The following is a 15303-nucleotide window of genomic DNA, read 5'->3' as shown; positions in this document are numbered from 1 at the left end:
CGGCGGGGCGGGTGGTGTCGGGGGGTCAGTCGGTTCTGGGGTGGGGGGTGGAGCCGTATGCCGTCAGGAATTTGTCCCGGAAGGCGCTCATCTTCCACACCGGTGCGTCATGGGCGGGGCGCAGGCCGTCCGTCCAGCCCCAGTCGGCGATCCTGTCCAGCACCTTCGGGTCCTTGGCGACCACTGACACCGGCACGTCACGGCTGGCGTGGTTGCCGCTGACCCGGGCGATCGGCTGGTGGTCGCCGAGGAACACCAGCACGGTGTCCTTGGAGCCGTAACGCTCCAGCCACTCGGTCAGCGCGGTCACCGAGTACTGGACCGACTTGCCGTACTCCTCCCGGGACCGGGTGGTGTCGGCGATGACGTCCTCCGGCTTGTCACCCGCCGCCTCGATGCCCTTGAAGACCGAGCCGTCACCGAGCCGGTCCCAGTCGACCATCTTCGGGATGGGCGCCCACGGCTGGTGGCTTGAGGTCAGGATGAGCAGCGACATCCGCGACCTGCCGGCGGCCGGCCGCTTGCTGTGCACCCGCTCCTGGTACTGCTGGAGCGCGTACTGGTCCGGCATCGTCGACCAGCTGAACTTGGGCCCGCGGTAGCCGAGTTCGAAGGCGTTGTAGACCTTGTCCAGGCCGTACCACTTCTGCTCCGGCCAGCCCTTCTGCACCCCCGGCATCACCCCGACCGTGTCGAACGCGCCGGTCTTCCTGAAGGCGTCCGTCAGGCTCATGTGGTCGCTCGCCATGACGGTGCGGTAGCGCTGCTGGTTGCTGACCCACAGACCGGACATGGTCGTGGAGTGACCGAGCCAGCTGCTGCCGCCGTAGGTCGCCGACGTCAGCCAGCCGCTCTTGGCGTGGAACCCGGCCCTGGCCAGGGCCTTGGTCCGCACGTCCAGGGTCCGGTCCACACCCGGCGCCATGACCGGGTCCTCGATCGCGCTCCGGCCGTAGCTCTCGATGAACGTGAAGATCATGTCCTTGCCGCGCAGCGCGGGCACCAGCTGGCTGCCCGGGGTGCCGCCGAAGGCGTCGACCCGGGCCACCTTCCGGAACTCCGCCTCGTCGTGGAGGGTGTCCGAGATCCGGCGGGCCTGGTCCTGCAGCGCCGTCGCCGTCCCGTCGGCGGCGAGCGGCACGCCCGCCACCTGGATGCCGAGGGAGGAGCAGGTGATCCAGACGACCCCGGCGACCAGGGTGCCCCGGGTCGCGGTGCCGGGGTGCCTGGCGAGGAGGCCGCTCAGCCGGACCACGGACAGTGCCAGCAGCACGAGGAGCAGCAGGACCAGGGCGATCACCCCGGCCACGGCGGCCAGGGTGGTGGTGCGGCCGAGGGAGTCCTCCAGATACGACTCCGCGTCGCCGAACAGGCTCCAGTCGAGGATGACGTCGAACCTGCGGCCGAGGTACTGGCCGAAGCCCATGTCGAGCGCCTTCAGCACGGTCGTGACCCCGAGCAGGACCCCGGACACCGCGGCCACCGCCACCCGGGGCCGGCGCGGCAGCGCGAGCAGCACGGCGGCCCCCACGACGGCTTCCGCCGGCAGCCGCAGGAAGGCGCGGGGCTCCAGCCGGACGAGGGAGTCGGGCATCACCAGCGCGGCGACGACGAGCGCGGCGGCGAGCACGGTGAGGGTGACGGACAGGTTCCGGGCACCGCGGGGATGCTGCTCCCGCCAGCGCCGGCCCCACGCCGCCCACGTGGACCACCGGGCCCAGGGCGGGCGCCGGAAGGCGGGCCCGGCGGGCGGGGGGCCGGAAGCCTCCCCGGGTTCCGCTTCCTCTGTTGCCGGCTGGCGTGTGCTCATGTCCTGAGACAACCCGGAGTCCTTCCCTACGCAGCCCGTCGACCGCCCTCCCGTACGGCTCCCCGCGGGCCACTGTTCACCCCGCCCGGGCAAACACCTGGTCAACAGGGCCGGCCGCGTGCCAGGTCCGCGCGGCTAGACACCCCCCACGGCCGTCAGCAGGGCCAGCGGTGCCGCCGCGGAGCGGGCCTCCCGGCCGCACGCGTGCGGATAGGGCACCGGCTCGGCGTGGGTGTCCCGCCCGTACCCCGCCAGTACCTCCGGCAGTCTGTGCCCGGTCACCGTCGCCGCGTCGACCAGGGCGTTGGCCACCGTCCGTGCCTCGTCGTGCAGTCCGTACCGCGCCAGTCCCAGCGTGATGAGCGCGTTGTCGTGCGGCCAGACGGAACCGCGGTGGTAGGACAGCGGATGGTAGGCGGGCTGGCCGGAGGCCACCGTGCGCACCCCCCAGCCGGAGAAGAAGTCCGGCTCCAGCAGCCGCCGGCCCACCACCTCGCCGTACTCCTTGTCCAGCAGCCCCGACCACAACAGATGCCCGGCGTCGGAGGCCAGCGCGTCGATCCGGCGGCCCTGCCCGTCCAGGGCCAGCGCCGGGAAGCACCGCTCCGGCATCCAGAAGTCCCGCTGGAAACGGTCGCGGAGGTCGGCCGCGGCCTGCTCCAGCAGCCCGGCGTACGTCCCGTCGGCCCACACCGCGCGTGCCAGGGCCGCCGTGCGGCGCAGCGCGTCGTACGCGTACCCCTGGGCGCCCGCCGCCATCACCGCGCCGGTGGGCCGGGTGCCGTCGGCGCAGCAGATCGCGCCGGGGGAGTCCTTCCAGTTCTGGTTGGCGAGGCCGCCCGCGTCGGCGCGGTAGACGAGGTAGCCGCGCGAGGTCAGCCCGCCGTGGTCCAGCATCCAGCCCACGGCGGCGCGGGCGTGCGGCTCCAGGCGGCGGGCCAGTGCGGTGTCCCCGGTCCGTTCGACGTACGCGCCGAGCAGGATCAGGAACAGCGGGGTGGCGTCGACCGAGCCGTAGTAGCGGCGGAAGGGCACCTGGCCGAAGTGCGCCAGCTCCCCGTGCCGTACCTCGTGCACGATCTTGCCGGGCTGGGCGACCGGGGACGTGCCGGTGCCGGTCGCCTGGGTGGCGGCCAGGGCGAGGAGGGTGGCGGCGGCCGGCCCGGGGCGGTAGGGCAGGGCGAAGAGGGAGGTGAGGAGAGCGTCGCGGCCCAGCAGGGTGAGGTACCAGGGGGCGCCGGCCGCCGGCACGTGCAGTTCCTCGCCGTCGGGTCCGGTGGCCGGGACCTGGAGCGCGGCCAGGTCGGCGAGGCCCCGGGCACAGGCCGAGGCCAGCTCCGGCCAGCCGGCCGGGAAGGCCACGCCCTCCACGAACGCGTCCTGTGCCGAGCCGAGTTGCCGGCGCACCGCGGCGGGGTCCCGGGGCACGCGCAGGGCGCGCCTCTCCCCGTGCGGGCGGGCGATCACCCGCAGCAGCAGCTCGGTCGTGCCGTGCGGTGCGAGATCGAGGGTCCACACCAGGCGGCGGGCGCCGGTGCCCGTCTCCTCCACGGCGTCGGGGGCCGGTTCGGCCGTGATCGTCGTACAGGACCGCCACTCGGCGCGCCGGTAGTCGAACTCGATGCCGTCGCTGAGGACGTGACGCGAGCGCACGGCGCCGGCCTTGACGTAGGTGCGGTGGTCGGAGCGCAGCTCGAACTGGTCGGTGAAGTCGGCGTCGACGGTGAGCGCGAGCCGGACGGTGGTGGGCACCGGGCGGTTGCTGGTCACCCGCACGGACTCCACGAAGGAGCTGTCCCCGACGGCCTGCTCCCGGAAGAGGGTGTGGGCGGGCGGCTCCTGGCGGCCGCCGCGCGGGACGAGCACGCACCGGGCCACGTCCTCGTCCGCCACCGGGGCGAGCACCTCGGGCACCGCGCCGTCGACCGTGAGCTGCCAGCGGCTGAGGTGCCGGGCGTCCCGCACGAACAGCCCGTCCGGGGAGCTGCCGCCGCGCACCCCGCTGATGTCACCACGGTCGCCCACGGCGGCGAAGGTGGCGCCGTGCACGAGCAGATGATGCCGGTCCGTCATCCCAGGTCCCCTCCTCTGTCCCTTGTGCCGAACGTGCCGGCGCCCGAGGCGGACACGTCGTTTTGTGGGCTCTTGTCCAGCTTTTGACGCTCGTGTGGGGCGGACCCCCGGTGGTGAAGGTCGAGCGCGAGTGCCGCCGTCCAGCTGAAGCCGGACGCGCCGCGGGCCTCACCGGTGTACGGGTCGACGTACTCGGCGAAGCCGGTGGTGCCGGCCAGGTGCAGCACCGCCGCGCGCAGGGCGTCGGCCGCGGCCTTCTCGCCGTGCGTGCGCAGCCCGCGCTCCAGCAGCCAGTTCGTGTTGAACCAGGCCGGGCCGCGCCAGTACCGGTGCGGGTCGAACGCCTCCCCGAGGAGGTCGTAGCTCGGTACCAGCCGGGTACGGCCGCCGAGCGAGAAGTGCGGCCCGTGGACGGTGCGGACGAGGGCGGCGGCGATGTCCCGGGGGAGCCCGGGCAGGAGCAGCGGGATCAGTCCGGAGACACCGCGCCCGGGTACGAGGGTGTCGCCGCCGGGCAGGTCCCGGGGCCGGAACAGGCCGGCCCGCCCGTCCCACAGCCGCGCCACCAGAGCCTCCGTCAGCCGCCCGGCGCGGGCCCGCCGGGCGGCGCCGGACGCGCCGAGTTCCTCGGCGATCCGCGCGAGGGCCAGTTCGGAGGCGATGAGCAGGGCGTTGAACGCCGGGTCCTCCACGGCGAACCCGCCCCCGCCCCCGCCGTCGCCGTGTCCGCCGTGACGGTGTCCGCCGTGACGGTGTCCGCCGTCCCGGTACCCACCGTCCCGGTAGTCGGCGGCCAGCCGCACGTACCGCCCGTAGTCCAGATCCGTCGGCCGGTCGCCGGGCGCGCCGTGGTCGAGGTCGGCGCGGTGGAAGGAGCGGGCCGGGGCCGGGGTGACCCGGGCCAGCGGGGCGTCCCAGCAGGGGCTGTTGTCCATGCCCTGCTCCCAGGGGTGGACCACGCAGGCCAGTCCGGCGCCGCCCAGGTTCCGCCGGTGCAGCAGATACCGGTGCCAGGCGGCCAGCCGCGGGTACATCCGGGCCAGGAACCCGCGGGTACGGGACAGGGCGGGGTCGGTGCGGTGCACCAGCCAGACCGCCAGTGCGTGCACCGGTGGCTGCACGATGCCGGAGGTCTGTACGGTGCGCGGGGCGCCCGCGGTGCGTCCGGCGGTGGAGGAGCGCCAGAAGTCGGGGCTCGGGAAGTACGCGTCGAGCGGTACGGAGGGGTTGAAGACGATGTGCGGGACGCGTCCGTCGGCCCACTGGGCCGTGAACAGCGTCTCCAGCTCGGTCTGGGCCCGCAGCGGTGAGACGTGCCGCAGCCCGATGGCGACGAACGCGGAGTCCCAGGACCACTGGTGCGGATACAGGTTCCGGGAGGGCACCGTCGAACGGCCCGTCCAGTTCGCCTCCAGGACCCGGGCGGCCCTGACGTGCGGGGGCGCAGGCGTGGCCGGTGGATCGCACGCGGTCTCGAAGGCTGTGGCACGGGCAGTGAGCTGGGCGGTGCGGTCCACTCGGGGCTCCCCGAAGACGTCCGGCCGGCCGGGTCCGGCTGCGGCCACCGTAGGGTTACGTCTATTTAACACGCAAAACCCACTATGTAATGCGGACTTGGGAAGCACAAGGGGGTGCGCATGACCGGACGTCAGGGCGCGAAGAGGGTGCGCATGGCCGGACGTCAGCGCACGAAGAGGGTGCGCATGGCCGGACGTCAGGGCACGGAGGGGGTGCGCATGACCGGGTGTCAGGGAACGACGGAGGTGCGCACGACCGGGTGTCAGGGCAGGAAGGGGTGCGCATGACCGGGCGTCAGGGCAGGACCGGCCGGGGTGGAGCCCAGGCGGGCGCCGGTGACCTGCTCGAACTCGTGCGTAACGGCCGGGCCGTGACGCGCGGAGCGCTCCAGCAGGCGACCGGGCTGTCCCGGGCCACCGTGGGCCAGCGCCTGGACCGGCTGTTCCGGGCGGGCTGGCTGCGCGAGGGAGCCGGCGGCGCGGTCGGCTCACCGCTCGGCGGACGCCCGTCCATCACCCTGGAGTTCGACGACTCCCACGCGGTGGTCCTCGCCGCCGACCTGGACACCCGGCACGCCCGCACCGCCGTGCTCTCGCTGACCGGCGAGATCCTCGCCGAGCACGCCGGCACGCTGGTGGTCGAGGACGGCCCGGAGGAGGTCCTCGGCGAACTGGGCCACCGGTTCGCCGAGCTGCTGGCCAAGGCCGGGCACCGGGCCTCGGAGGTCTGCGGGATCGGACTCGCGGTGCCGGGCCCGGTGGACCGCGCGAGCGGCCGGGTGGTCCAGCCGCCGATCATGCCCGGCTGGGACGGCTACGACATACGCGGCCGGCTGTCCCGTGCCTTCGCCGAGCACGGTGGCGCCCCGGGGCTGCCGGTGCTGGTCGACAACGACGCCAACCTCATGGCCTACGGGGAGCAGCGCACCGGACATCCCGACTGCACGGCCTTCGTGCTGGTGAAGGTCTCCACCGGCATCGGTGCCGGGGTCGTCGTGGACGGCTCGATCTACCGGGGCGTCGACGGCGGCGCGGGCGACCTCGGGCACATCCGGGTCGGCGCCGACGCCCTCTGCCGCTGCGGCTCGTACGGCTGTCTCGCGGCGGTCGCCAGCGGCGGTGCCGTGGCCCGGCGGCTGGCCGCGTCCGGGGTGCCGGCCGCCTCCGGCTCGGACGTGCGGGACCTGCTGGCCGCCGGGCACCCGGAGGCCGCCGCGCTCGCCCGGGAGGCCGGGCGCCGGGTCGGGGACGTGCTGGCGACGGTCGTGACGCTGCTCAATCCGGGTGTGCTGATGATCGCCGGAGATCTGGCCGGAACACCCTTCCTGACCGGCGTGCGTGAGCTGCTCTACCAGCGGGCGCTGCCCCGCTCCACGGCCCACCTGGACGTGGTCACCTCCCGGCTCGGGGAGCGGGCCGGGCTGATCGGCGCCGGAGCGCTGGTGGTGGAGCACCTGTACGCGCCGGAGCGGGCGGAGGAGAGGCTCGCGGCGATGGGGGTGTGACGGGGGCCTTCCCGGCACGTCCGGGCGGTCCGCATGGTGAAATCCGGCGTGCTGTGGCAGCGTGATTCTCGCCACCCTTGATAAGGGATGCGCTCAGATGAGCGGATCATGGACGACTGCACTTCCTCAAGGGGTGGCACTCGGTGCCACCCCTTGATCGTTCATCGATCGAAATCAGACGTGCAGTAGGTCCGCTCATGTGAGCGAAAAACGGCACCTGGAGACCCTGCTGCCTTCAAGAAGTGAACACATACTCCGGTCAGTCGTTGCCAAGCTTTGACTTTCGATCCGCTGGCGGACGAGTGGTTACAGGCGCATGACGCGCAAGTGGACGTACCCAGGAACCTTCGATCTGGGTATGTTCCTGGCCGTCAGGGCAGCCACCGTGGCCTCAAGGAGTCGAGACCCGTGTCGGAAAACAAAGAACCCCACGTAGCGAAGTTCGTTTACGACTTCACCGAGGGCAACAAGGACCTCAAGGACCTCCTCGGCGGCAAGGGTGCCAATCTCGCCGAGATGACCAACCTCGGTCTCCCGGTCCCTCCCGGCTTCACCATCACCACGGAGGCCTGCAAGGTCTACCTGGACAGCGGTGAGGAGCCCGCGGCACTGCGTGACGAGGTCAGTGCGCACCTCGACGCCCTGGAAGCGAAGATGGGCAAGAAGCTCGGCCAGGCCGACGACCCGCTGCTGGTCTCCGTCCGCTCCGGCGCCAAGTTCTCCATGCCCGGCATGATGGACACGGTCCTGAACATCGGCCTCTCCGACAAGTCGGTCCAGGGCCTGGCCAAGCAGGCCGGCGACGACCGCTTCGCGTGGGACTCCTACCGCCGCCTCATCCAGATGTTCGGCAAGACCGTCCTCGGCGTCGACGGCGAGCTGTTCGAGGAGGCCCTGGAGAAGGCCAAGGAGGCCAAGAAGGTCACGGTCGACACCGACCTGGAGGCCGCCGACCTGAAGAAGCTGGTCACCGCCTTCAAGAAGATCGTGAAGAAGGAGGCCGGCCGGGACTTCCCGCAGGACCCGCGCGAGCAGATGGACCTCGCCATCAAGGCCGTCTTCGACTCCTGGAACGGCGACCGGGCCAAGCTGTACCGCCGCCAGGAGCGCATCCCGCACGACCTGGGCACGGCCGTCAACGTCTGCTCGATGGTCTTCGGCAACCTCGGCCCCGACTCCGGCACCGGCGTCGCCTTCACCCGCGACCCCGCCTCCGGCCACCAGGGCGTCTACGGCGACTACCTGCAGAATGCGCAGGGCGAGGACGTGGTGGCGGGCATCCGCAACACCGTCCCGCTCGCCGAGCTGGAGCGGATCGACAAGAAGTCGTACGACCAGCTCATGCAGATCATGGAGACCCTGGAGAACCACTACAAGGATCTCTGCGACATCGAGTTCACCATCGAGCGCGGCCAGCTCTGGATGCTCCAGACCCGTGTCGGCAAGCGCACGGCGGGCGCCGCGTTCCGGATCGCCACCCAGCTCGTCGACCAGGGCCTGATCGACGAGACGGAGGCGCTCCAGCGCGTCACCGGCGCCCAGCTCGCGCAGCTGATGTTCCCGCGCTTCGACGACAGCGCCAGGACCGAGCAGGTCGGCCGGGGCATCGCCGCCTCGCCGGGCGCGGCGGTCGGCAAGGCCGTCTTCGACTCGTACACGGCGGTGAAGTGGTCCCGCTCCGGCGAGAAGGTCATCCTGGTCCGCCGCGAGACCAACCCCGACGACCTGGACGGCATGATCGCGGCCGAGGGCATCCTGACCTCGCGCGGCGGCAAGACCTCCCACGCGGCCGTGGTCGCCCGCGGCATGGGCAAGACCTGTGTCTGCGGCGCCGAGGAGCTGGAGGTCGACACCAAGCGCCGCCGGATGACGGTCCCCGGCGGACACGTCGTGGAGGAGGGCGACGTCATCTCCATCGACGGCTCCTCCGGCAAGGTCTACCTGGGCGAGGTGCCGGTCGTGCCCTCCCCGGTCGTGGAGTACTTCGAGGGCCGCATGCACCCCGGCGCCGACGACGCGGACGAGCTGGTCGAGGCGGTCCACCGCATGATGGCCTTCGCCGACCGCAAGCGCCGGCTGCGGGTGCGCGCCAACGCCGACAACGCCGAGGACGCGCTGCGCGCCCGCCGGTTCGGCGCCCAGGGCATCGGCCTGTGCCGCACGGAGCACATGTTCCTCGGCGAGCGCCGCGAGATGGTCGAGAAGCTGATCCTCGCCGACACCGAGGAGGAGCGCCAGGCCGCCCTGTCGGAGCTGCTGCCGCTACAGAAGAAGGACTTCGTCGAACTCTTCGAGGCGATGGACGGCCTGCCGGTGACGGTCCGTCTGCTCGACCCGCCGCTGCACGAGTTCCTCCCCGACATCACGGAACTCTCCGTCCGCGTGGCCCTGGCCGAGTCCCGCCAGGAGCCGCACGAGAACGACCTGCGCCTGCTCCAGGCCGTGCACCGCCTGCACGAGCAGAACCCGATGCTGGGCCTGCGCGGCGTGCGCCTCGGCCTGGTCATCCCCGGCCTGTTCACCATGCAGGTCCGCGCGATCGCGGAGGCCGCGGCCGAGCGCAAGGCGGCCAAGGGCGACCCGCGCGCGGAGGTCATGATCCCGCTCGTCGGCACGGTCCAGGAGCTGGAGATCGTCCGCGAGGAGGCCGACCAGGTCATCGCCGAGGTCGAGGCGGCCACGGGTACGGCACTGAAGCTGGCGATCGGCACGATGATCGAACTGCCGCGCGCCGCGCTGACGGCCGGACAGATCGCGGAGGCGGCGGAGTTCTTCTCCTTCGGCACGAACGACCTGACCCAGACGGTGTGGGGCTTCAGCCGCGACGACGTCGAGGCCTCGTTCTTCACGGCGTACCTGGAGAAGGGCATCTTCGGTGTGTCGCCCTTCGAGACGATCGACAAGGACGGCGTGGGCTCCCTGGTGAAGGCGGCCGCGGAAGCGGGCCGCCGCACCCGCCCCGACCTCAAGCTGGGCGTCTGCGGCGAGCACGGCGGTGACCCGGAGTCGGTCCACTTCTTCCACGAGGTCGGCCTGGACTACGTCTCCTGCTCCCCGTTCCGCATCCCGGTCGCCCGCCTGGAGGCCGGCCGCGCGGCGACGCAGTCGGCGGGCAGCGACCACCGCTAGGCCCGGCCGGGCAGCACGGACCCCGGAGCCGACGGTCGGTCCCCGACCCTCACCGATCGCCGACGGCTCCGGCCCACGAAAGAGAAGGGGCGGCATCCCTGTGCGGGGGGTGCCGCCCCTTCGCGTGCGCCCGGCTGCCTGACGGGGGGCGTCCACCCACACGCGCCGGCCGTCCGGGCCGCCGGCCGTCCCGGCCCCCGTCGCGTCAGCAGCCCGACAGCGCCCCGACCACCGGCGCGCGCAGCCCCTGCCCGGACGTGTCCCCGGCCGCCCGGCGTGGGGCGGTGTGCGGTGGTCGTGGTACCGGTGGCGTCGTGTACGGGTTGGTCATAGCGTCCCCCCAGGCGGTGGTACGTGTGCGTGTGCCGGACGGTGCACGTGTCGCCGACCGTAGGACCGGGCTGCCGGGCGTGGACGAAGGGTGATGGATTCGTGAGGAATGGACCGGGGTGGGGTACGGCCGACATGCCCGACCTCAGTGGCCGCGTCGCCGTCGTCACCGGTGCGAACAGCGGACTCGGCTACGTCACCGCGCGCGAGCTGGCCCGCAAGGGCGCCCGGGTGGTGCTCGCGTGCCGCAGTGAGGCACGGGGGCGCGAGGCCGTGGCCCGGCTGGCGGCGGAAGTCCCGGGAGCCACGGCGGAGTTCGGGCGGCTGGATCTCGGCGAGCTGGCGTCCGTACGGGCGTTCGCGGCCGCACTGCCGGACGAGCGGATCGACCTTCTCGTCAACAACGCCGGTGTGATGGCCGTGCCGTACGGGACGACCGCCGACGGCTTCGAGACCCAGTTCGGCGTCAACCACCTCGGCCACTTCGCCCTCACCGGGCTGCTGCTGCCGCGGCTGCTGGCCGCTCCCGGCGCGCGGATCGTGACCGTGTCCAGCATGCTGCACGCCCTCGCCGACGTCGACCCGCGCGATCCCGGCGGCCGTGCCGGCTACCGGCGCTGGATCGCCTACGCCCGGTCCAAGACCGCCAACCTGCTGTTCACGCACGAGCTGGCGCGCCGGCTCGGCGGCGGCTCCCTCCTGGCCGCCGCCGCGCACCCGGGGTACGCGGCCACCGGTCTCCAGACCGCAGGGCCACGGGCGGAGGGGCGGCGCGGCGCCGAGCGGATGATGGAGCTGGCCAACCGCGTCTTCGCCCAGTCGGCGGAGGCCGGGGCGCTGCCCACGCTGTACGCGGCGACCGCGCCCGGCGTACGGCCCGACTCCTTCTTCGGTCCCGCGTTCGCGATGTGGCGGGGGGCGCCGGCGCCGTCCTGGCGGGCGCCCTGGACCCTGGACGACCGGGCCTCGGCCGCCCTCTGGGCCGCCTCGGCCCGGCTGACCGGCGTGGACGTCGACGGCCGCGCCGCTGCCCGGGACGCCTGACACACGGCCGCAACCCCCCTTTCGTAATCGCCGCGCATGGTTGATCGTTGGGCCGTGCATCGATGACGGACGTCAGGGGGCACACGATGACCATCAGCCGCAGGAACCTGCTGGCCGTGGGTGCGGGAGCCGGGCTCCTCACCGCGTGCGGGTCGAACACCGGGCGCGGGGGCGGCGGTTCGGGGCCGCAGTTGTCGCAGTGGTACCACCAGTACGGCGAGCCCGGTGCCGAGCAGGCCGTGCGGCGCTACGCCGCCGGCTACAGGAAGGCGCACGTCAGTGTGCAGTGGCGGCCGGGCAACTACGACCAGCAGACCGCCGCCGCGCTGCTCACCGATTCCGGCCCCGACGTCTTCGAGGTCAACGGGCCGACGCTGGACCAGATCCGGAGCGGCCAGATCCTCGACCTCACCGAGCTGCTGGACGGGGTGAAGGACGACTTCAACCCGGCCGTGCTCGCGCCGAAGACGTACGACGGCAAGGTCTGGGCCATCCCGCAGACCATCGACATGCAGCTGCTCTACTACCGCAAGAGCCTGCTCAGGGCCGCGGGCGTCGAACCGCCCACCACGCTGGACGCCCTCGTGGACGCCGCCCGCAGACTCACCGACCGCAAGACCAAGGGCCTCTTCCTCGGCAACGACGGCGGGGCGGGCGTCCTCGGCGGCACCCCCTTGTACGCGGCCGGGCTCCAGCTCGTCACCGACGGCGGCGAGATCGGTTTCGACGACTTTGCGGCCGCCCGCACCCTCGGCAAGCTGCACCGGCTCTACGCCGACGAGTCCCTGCTGCTCGGCGCCCCCTCCGACTGGTCCGACCCGTCGGCCCTCCTCCAGGGCCTGACCGCGATGCAGTGGTCCGGTCTGTGGGCGCTGCCCCAGGTGCAGAAGGAGCTCGGCGACGACTTCGGGGTGCTGCCGTTCCCGGGAGACGGCGACCACGGCCGGCCCACCGTACCGGTGGGGGCCTACGGCGCCGCCGTCAGCGCCCGCAGCGGGCACGAGGAGGCCGCCAAGGAGTACGTGAAGTGGCTGTGGGTCGAACGCACCGACCACCAGCAGGACTTCGCGCTGTCCTACGGCTTCCACATCCCCGCCCGGATCTCCCTCGCCGAGAAGGCCACCCGGTTGCGCGAGGGACCGGCCGCCGACGCCGTCCGCTTCACCACCGAGCACGGGTACGCCCAGCCGCTGCTGTGGACCCCGGCGAGCCAGACCGCCTACCAGGACGCGCTCAGCCGGATCATCCGGAACGGGGCCGGCCCGGAGGGTGAACTGCGGGCCGTCGTACGGAAGGTGAGGGCCGAGCTCGACCGCGTGAACACCGGGAGGAAGACGCCGTGAGGCGGCGCGGGACCCTCTGGTTCTGGGTGTTCGTCGGGCCGTTCGCGCTCGGGCTCGGCCTGTTCACCTACGTTCCGCTGCTGTGGAGCGTGGGGCTGAGCTTCTTCGACGCGCACAACACCGTCACGCCCACCGACTTCGTCGGCCTGGACAACTACACGACGATGCTCCGGGACGGCGCGTTCGTCGGCAGCCTGCGGACCTTCCTGGTCTTCACCGCCTTCATCGTGCCCGTCACCTACGTGTTCGCCCTCTCCCTCGCCCTGATGGTCAACCGGGTCCAGCGGGCCCGCGCCTTCTTCCGGTCCGTCTTCTTCCTCCCCGCCGCGTGCAGTTACGTCGTGGCCGCGCTCATCTGGAAGATGTCGGTCTTCAACGGCGTGCGGTTCGGGCTGGCGAACACCGTGCTCGGGTGGTTCGGTTCGGACCCCGTCGCCTGGCTGTCCACCCCCGACCCGCCCTGGTACTGGCTGGTCGTCGTGACCGTACGGCTGTGGCTGCAGGCCGGGTTCTACATGATCCTCTTCCTCGCCGGGCTGCAACGGATCGACCCGGTGCTGTACGAGGCGGCGGCGGTGGACGGGGCCCGGCCCGGCTGGACGGTGCTGCGCCACATCACCCTGCCCCAGCTGCGCGCGACCTCGGTGGCGGTGCTGCTGCTCCTCGTCGTCAACGCCTTCCAGGCGTTCGACGAGTTCTACAACCTGCTGTCCGACGCCCGGGGATATCCGCCCTACGCCCGCCCGCCGCTGGTCTACCTCTACTACACCGCCCTCGGCCAGGGGCAGGACCTGGGGCTGGGCAGCGCGGGCGCGGTGATCCTCGCACTGGTCGTCGCGGTGGTCACGGTGGGGCAGGCGCGCTGGCTGCGCCTGGGAAGGACGGACGCCCGTGGATGACGCCCTGGTGCGCGCCGGGCGGGCGCTGCGGCTGGTGCTGCTGATCGCGCTCGCCCTGCTCTTCCTGATCCCCTTCTACCTGCTGGTGCGGGGCGGGCTGTCGAGCGACCGGGACATCACCTCGCCCGACTGGACGTTCTTCCCGGCCGAGCTGAGGTGGGGCAACGTACGCGAGCTGTTCGACGACCCGGCCGTGCCGTTCGCCCGGTCTCTGCTCAACTCCGCGCTGATCGCCGTCGCCACCACCCTCGGCACGCTCCTCCTGGCGTCCCTGGCCGGCTACGGCCTCGCCCGCATCCCCTACCGGCACGCGAACAAGGTCTTCTACGGCGTGCTGGGCACCCTGCTCGTCCCGCCGGCCGTCACCTTCGTCCCGAGCTTCGTGCTGGTGTCGTCGCTGGGCTGGATCTCCACGCTGCGCGGCCTGATCGTCCCGACGCTGTTCTCCGCGTTCGCCTGCTTCGTCTTCCGGCAGTACTTCCTCGGGTTCCCGCGGGAGCTGGAGGACGCGGCCCAGGTGGACGGCCTCGGGTACTGGCGGACGTACTGGCTGGTCGTCGTGCCCAACGCCCGTCCGGTGTTCGCGGCCGTCGGGACGATCGTCTTCCTCGGCGCGTGGAACTCCTTCCTGTGGCCGCTGGTGATCGGGCAGGACCAGAGCGCCTGGACGGTGCAGGTGGCCCTGTCCTCGTTCACCACCGCACAGGTGGTCAGGCTGCACGAGCTGTTCGTCGCGGCGGCCGTGTCGATCGTGCCGCTGCTGCTGGTGTTCCTGGTCTTCCAGCGGTGGATCGTGGCCGGGGTGGAGCGGTCCGGGATCGACTGACCGGACGCCGGAAGGCGGCTCAGGCGGTGGCGCCGCCATCGACCACGAGGTCGGCGCCGACCACCGAGGCCGCGTCGTCCGAGGCCAGGTAGAGCACGGCGGCGGCCACCTCCTCGACCGTGGAGACCCGGCCGAGCGGAGCCTCGGCGCGCATCCGCGCGGCCCGGCCGGCCGCCGTCTCCCCGGGCCTGAAGGACATGTCCGTGGCGGTCGGTCCGGGGCTGACGGCGTTGATGCGCACCCCCTCCGCGATGTGGTCCAGGGCGGCGCCCCGCGTGAGGACCGACACGGCCGCCTTCCCGGCGGCGTATCCGGCGGTGCCGCGCAGCCGGCTGTGCACGCCGATCCGGGAGGCGATGTTCACGATCGCGCCGCCGGCCGGCTGGGTGCGCATCTGGGCGATCTCCGCCTGGAGGGCGAGGAAGACACCGGTGACGTTGACGTCGAGCATCCGGTGCCAGTCCGCCTCGGCCAGGTCGCCCACGGCCCGGCCGCCACCCTGCAGGACGCCGGCGTTGTTCACCGCCACGTCCAGGGAGCCGAAGCGGTCGACCGTGGCGGCCACCAGGGCCCGCACGTCCGCGGCGCGGGAGACGTCGGCGGTGACCGCGAGTCCCTTGCCGCCGGCGTCCTCGATCAGTGCCACGGTCTCGTCCAGCGGCTCGCGGCGCCGGCCGGCGACGACGACCCGGGCGCCCTCCCGGGCGAGCGCGAGGGCGGTGCCGCGGCCGATGCCGGAACCGGCGCCGGTGACGAGGGCGGTCCGGCCGGAGAAGCGGTGCGTCATGGTCGTGTTCCCTTTTCTTGACCGATCGGTTCAGTTTGCG

Annotated in this window: 10 protein-coding genes; 6 read left to right on the top strand and 4 right to left on the bottom strand. The window is 72.6% G+C overall.

Annotated elements, in window-relative coordinates:
- Window positions 1-25 precede the first annotated feature (25 nt).
- The 3 genes from GT045_RS13035 to GT045_RS13025 form a co-directional block, all read right to left on the bottom strand.
- Window positions 26-1594: a CDP-alcohol phosphatidyltransferase gene (locus tag GT045_RS13035; protein ID WP_161334266.1), complete on the bottom strand. Its 1569-nt coding sequence runs from the start codon at window positions 1592-1594 to the stop codon at window positions 26-28.
- Window positions 1595-1945: 351 nt separating this feature from the next.
- A complete protein-coding gene (locus GT045_RS13030) occupies window positions 1946-3883 on the bottom strand; it encodes a glycogen debranching N-terminal domain-containing protein (RefSeq protein ID WP_161292000.1) in 1938 nt (645 codons plus the stop codon).
- Window positions 3880-5400, bottom strand: coding sequence for a hypothetical protein (locus tag GT045_RS13025; RefSeq protein WP_161334264.1), 1521 nt, complete (start codon window positions 5398-5400; stop codon window positions 3880-3882). The genes GT045_RS13030 and GT045_RS13025 overlap by 4 nt, the downstream gene beginning before the upstream one ends.
- 284 nt (window positions 5401-5684) lie before the next feature.
- Between GT045_RS13025 and GT045_RS13020 the strand changes: the two genes are divergently transcribed.
- The 6 genes from GT045_RS13020 to GT045_RS12995 all read left to right on the top strand — a co-directional run bounded on the left by GT045_RS13020 (window position 5685) and on the right by GT045_RS12995 (window position 14476).
- Complete coding sequence (locus GT045_RS13020; RefSeq protein ID WP_202527931.1) at window positions 5685-6905, top strand: ROK family protein; 1221 nt, start codon at window positions 5685-5687, stop codon at window positions 6903-6905.
- A gap of 408 nt (window positions 6906-7313) precedes the next feature.
- The gene (gene ppdK / locus GT045_RS13015; protein WP_161289555.1) at window positions 7314-10034 is read left to right on the top strand and encodes a pyruvate, phosphate dikinase; all 2721 of its coding nucleotides are present in this window, start codon (window positions 7314-7316) and stop codon (window positions 10032-10034) included.
- Between the two features lie 432 nt (window positions 10035-10466).
- Window positions 10467-11408 carry an oxidoreductase gene (locus GT045_RS13010; protein WP_345942633.1) on the top strand — a complete coding sequence of 314 codons (942 nt, stop codon included), beginning with the start codon at window positions 10467-10469 and terminating at the stop codon, window positions 11406-11408.
- Between the two features lie 86 nt (window positions 11409-11494).
- Window positions 11495-12751 carry a sugar ABC transporter substrate-binding protein gene (locus GT045_RS13005; protein ID WP_161334262.1) on the top strand — a complete coding sequence of 419 codons (1257 nt, stop codon included), beginning with the start codon at window positions 11495-11497 and terminating at the stop codon, window positions 12749-12751.
- Window positions 12748-13650, top strand: coding sequence for a sugar ABC transporter permease (locus GT045_RS13000; protein WP_161288599.1), 903 nt, complete (start codon window positions 12748-12750; stop codon window positions 13648-13650). Before GT045_RS13005 ends, GT045_RS13000 begins: the two co-directional genes overlap by 4 nt.
- Entirely contained in the window at window positions 13643-14476 is an 834-nt protein-coding gene (locus GT045_RS12995; protein WP_161288601.1) for a carbohydrate ABC transporter permease, read from the top strand. Before GT045_RS13000 ends, GT045_RS12995 begins: the two co-directional genes overlap by 8 nt.
- 19 nt (window positions 14477-14495) lie before the next feature.
- On the opposite strand, the gene GT045_RS12990 is transcribed toward GT045_RS12995, so the two are convergent.
- On the bottom strand, window positions 14496-15263 hold the full coding sequence (locus GT045_RS12990; protein WP_161334261.1) for a glucose 1-dehydrogenase: 768 nt from the start codon (window positions 15261-15263) through the stop codon (window positions 14496-14498).
- Window positions 15264-15303: the final 40 nt, after the last annotated feature.

It is taken from the genome of Streptomyces sp. SID486 (assembly GCF_009865385.1).
In the GTDB taxonomy this organism is placed as follows: Bacteria; Actinomycetota; Actinomycetes; order Streptomycetales; family Streptomycetaceae; genus Streptomyces.
This window is presented reverse-complemented; position numbering and strand designations above follow the sequence as displayed.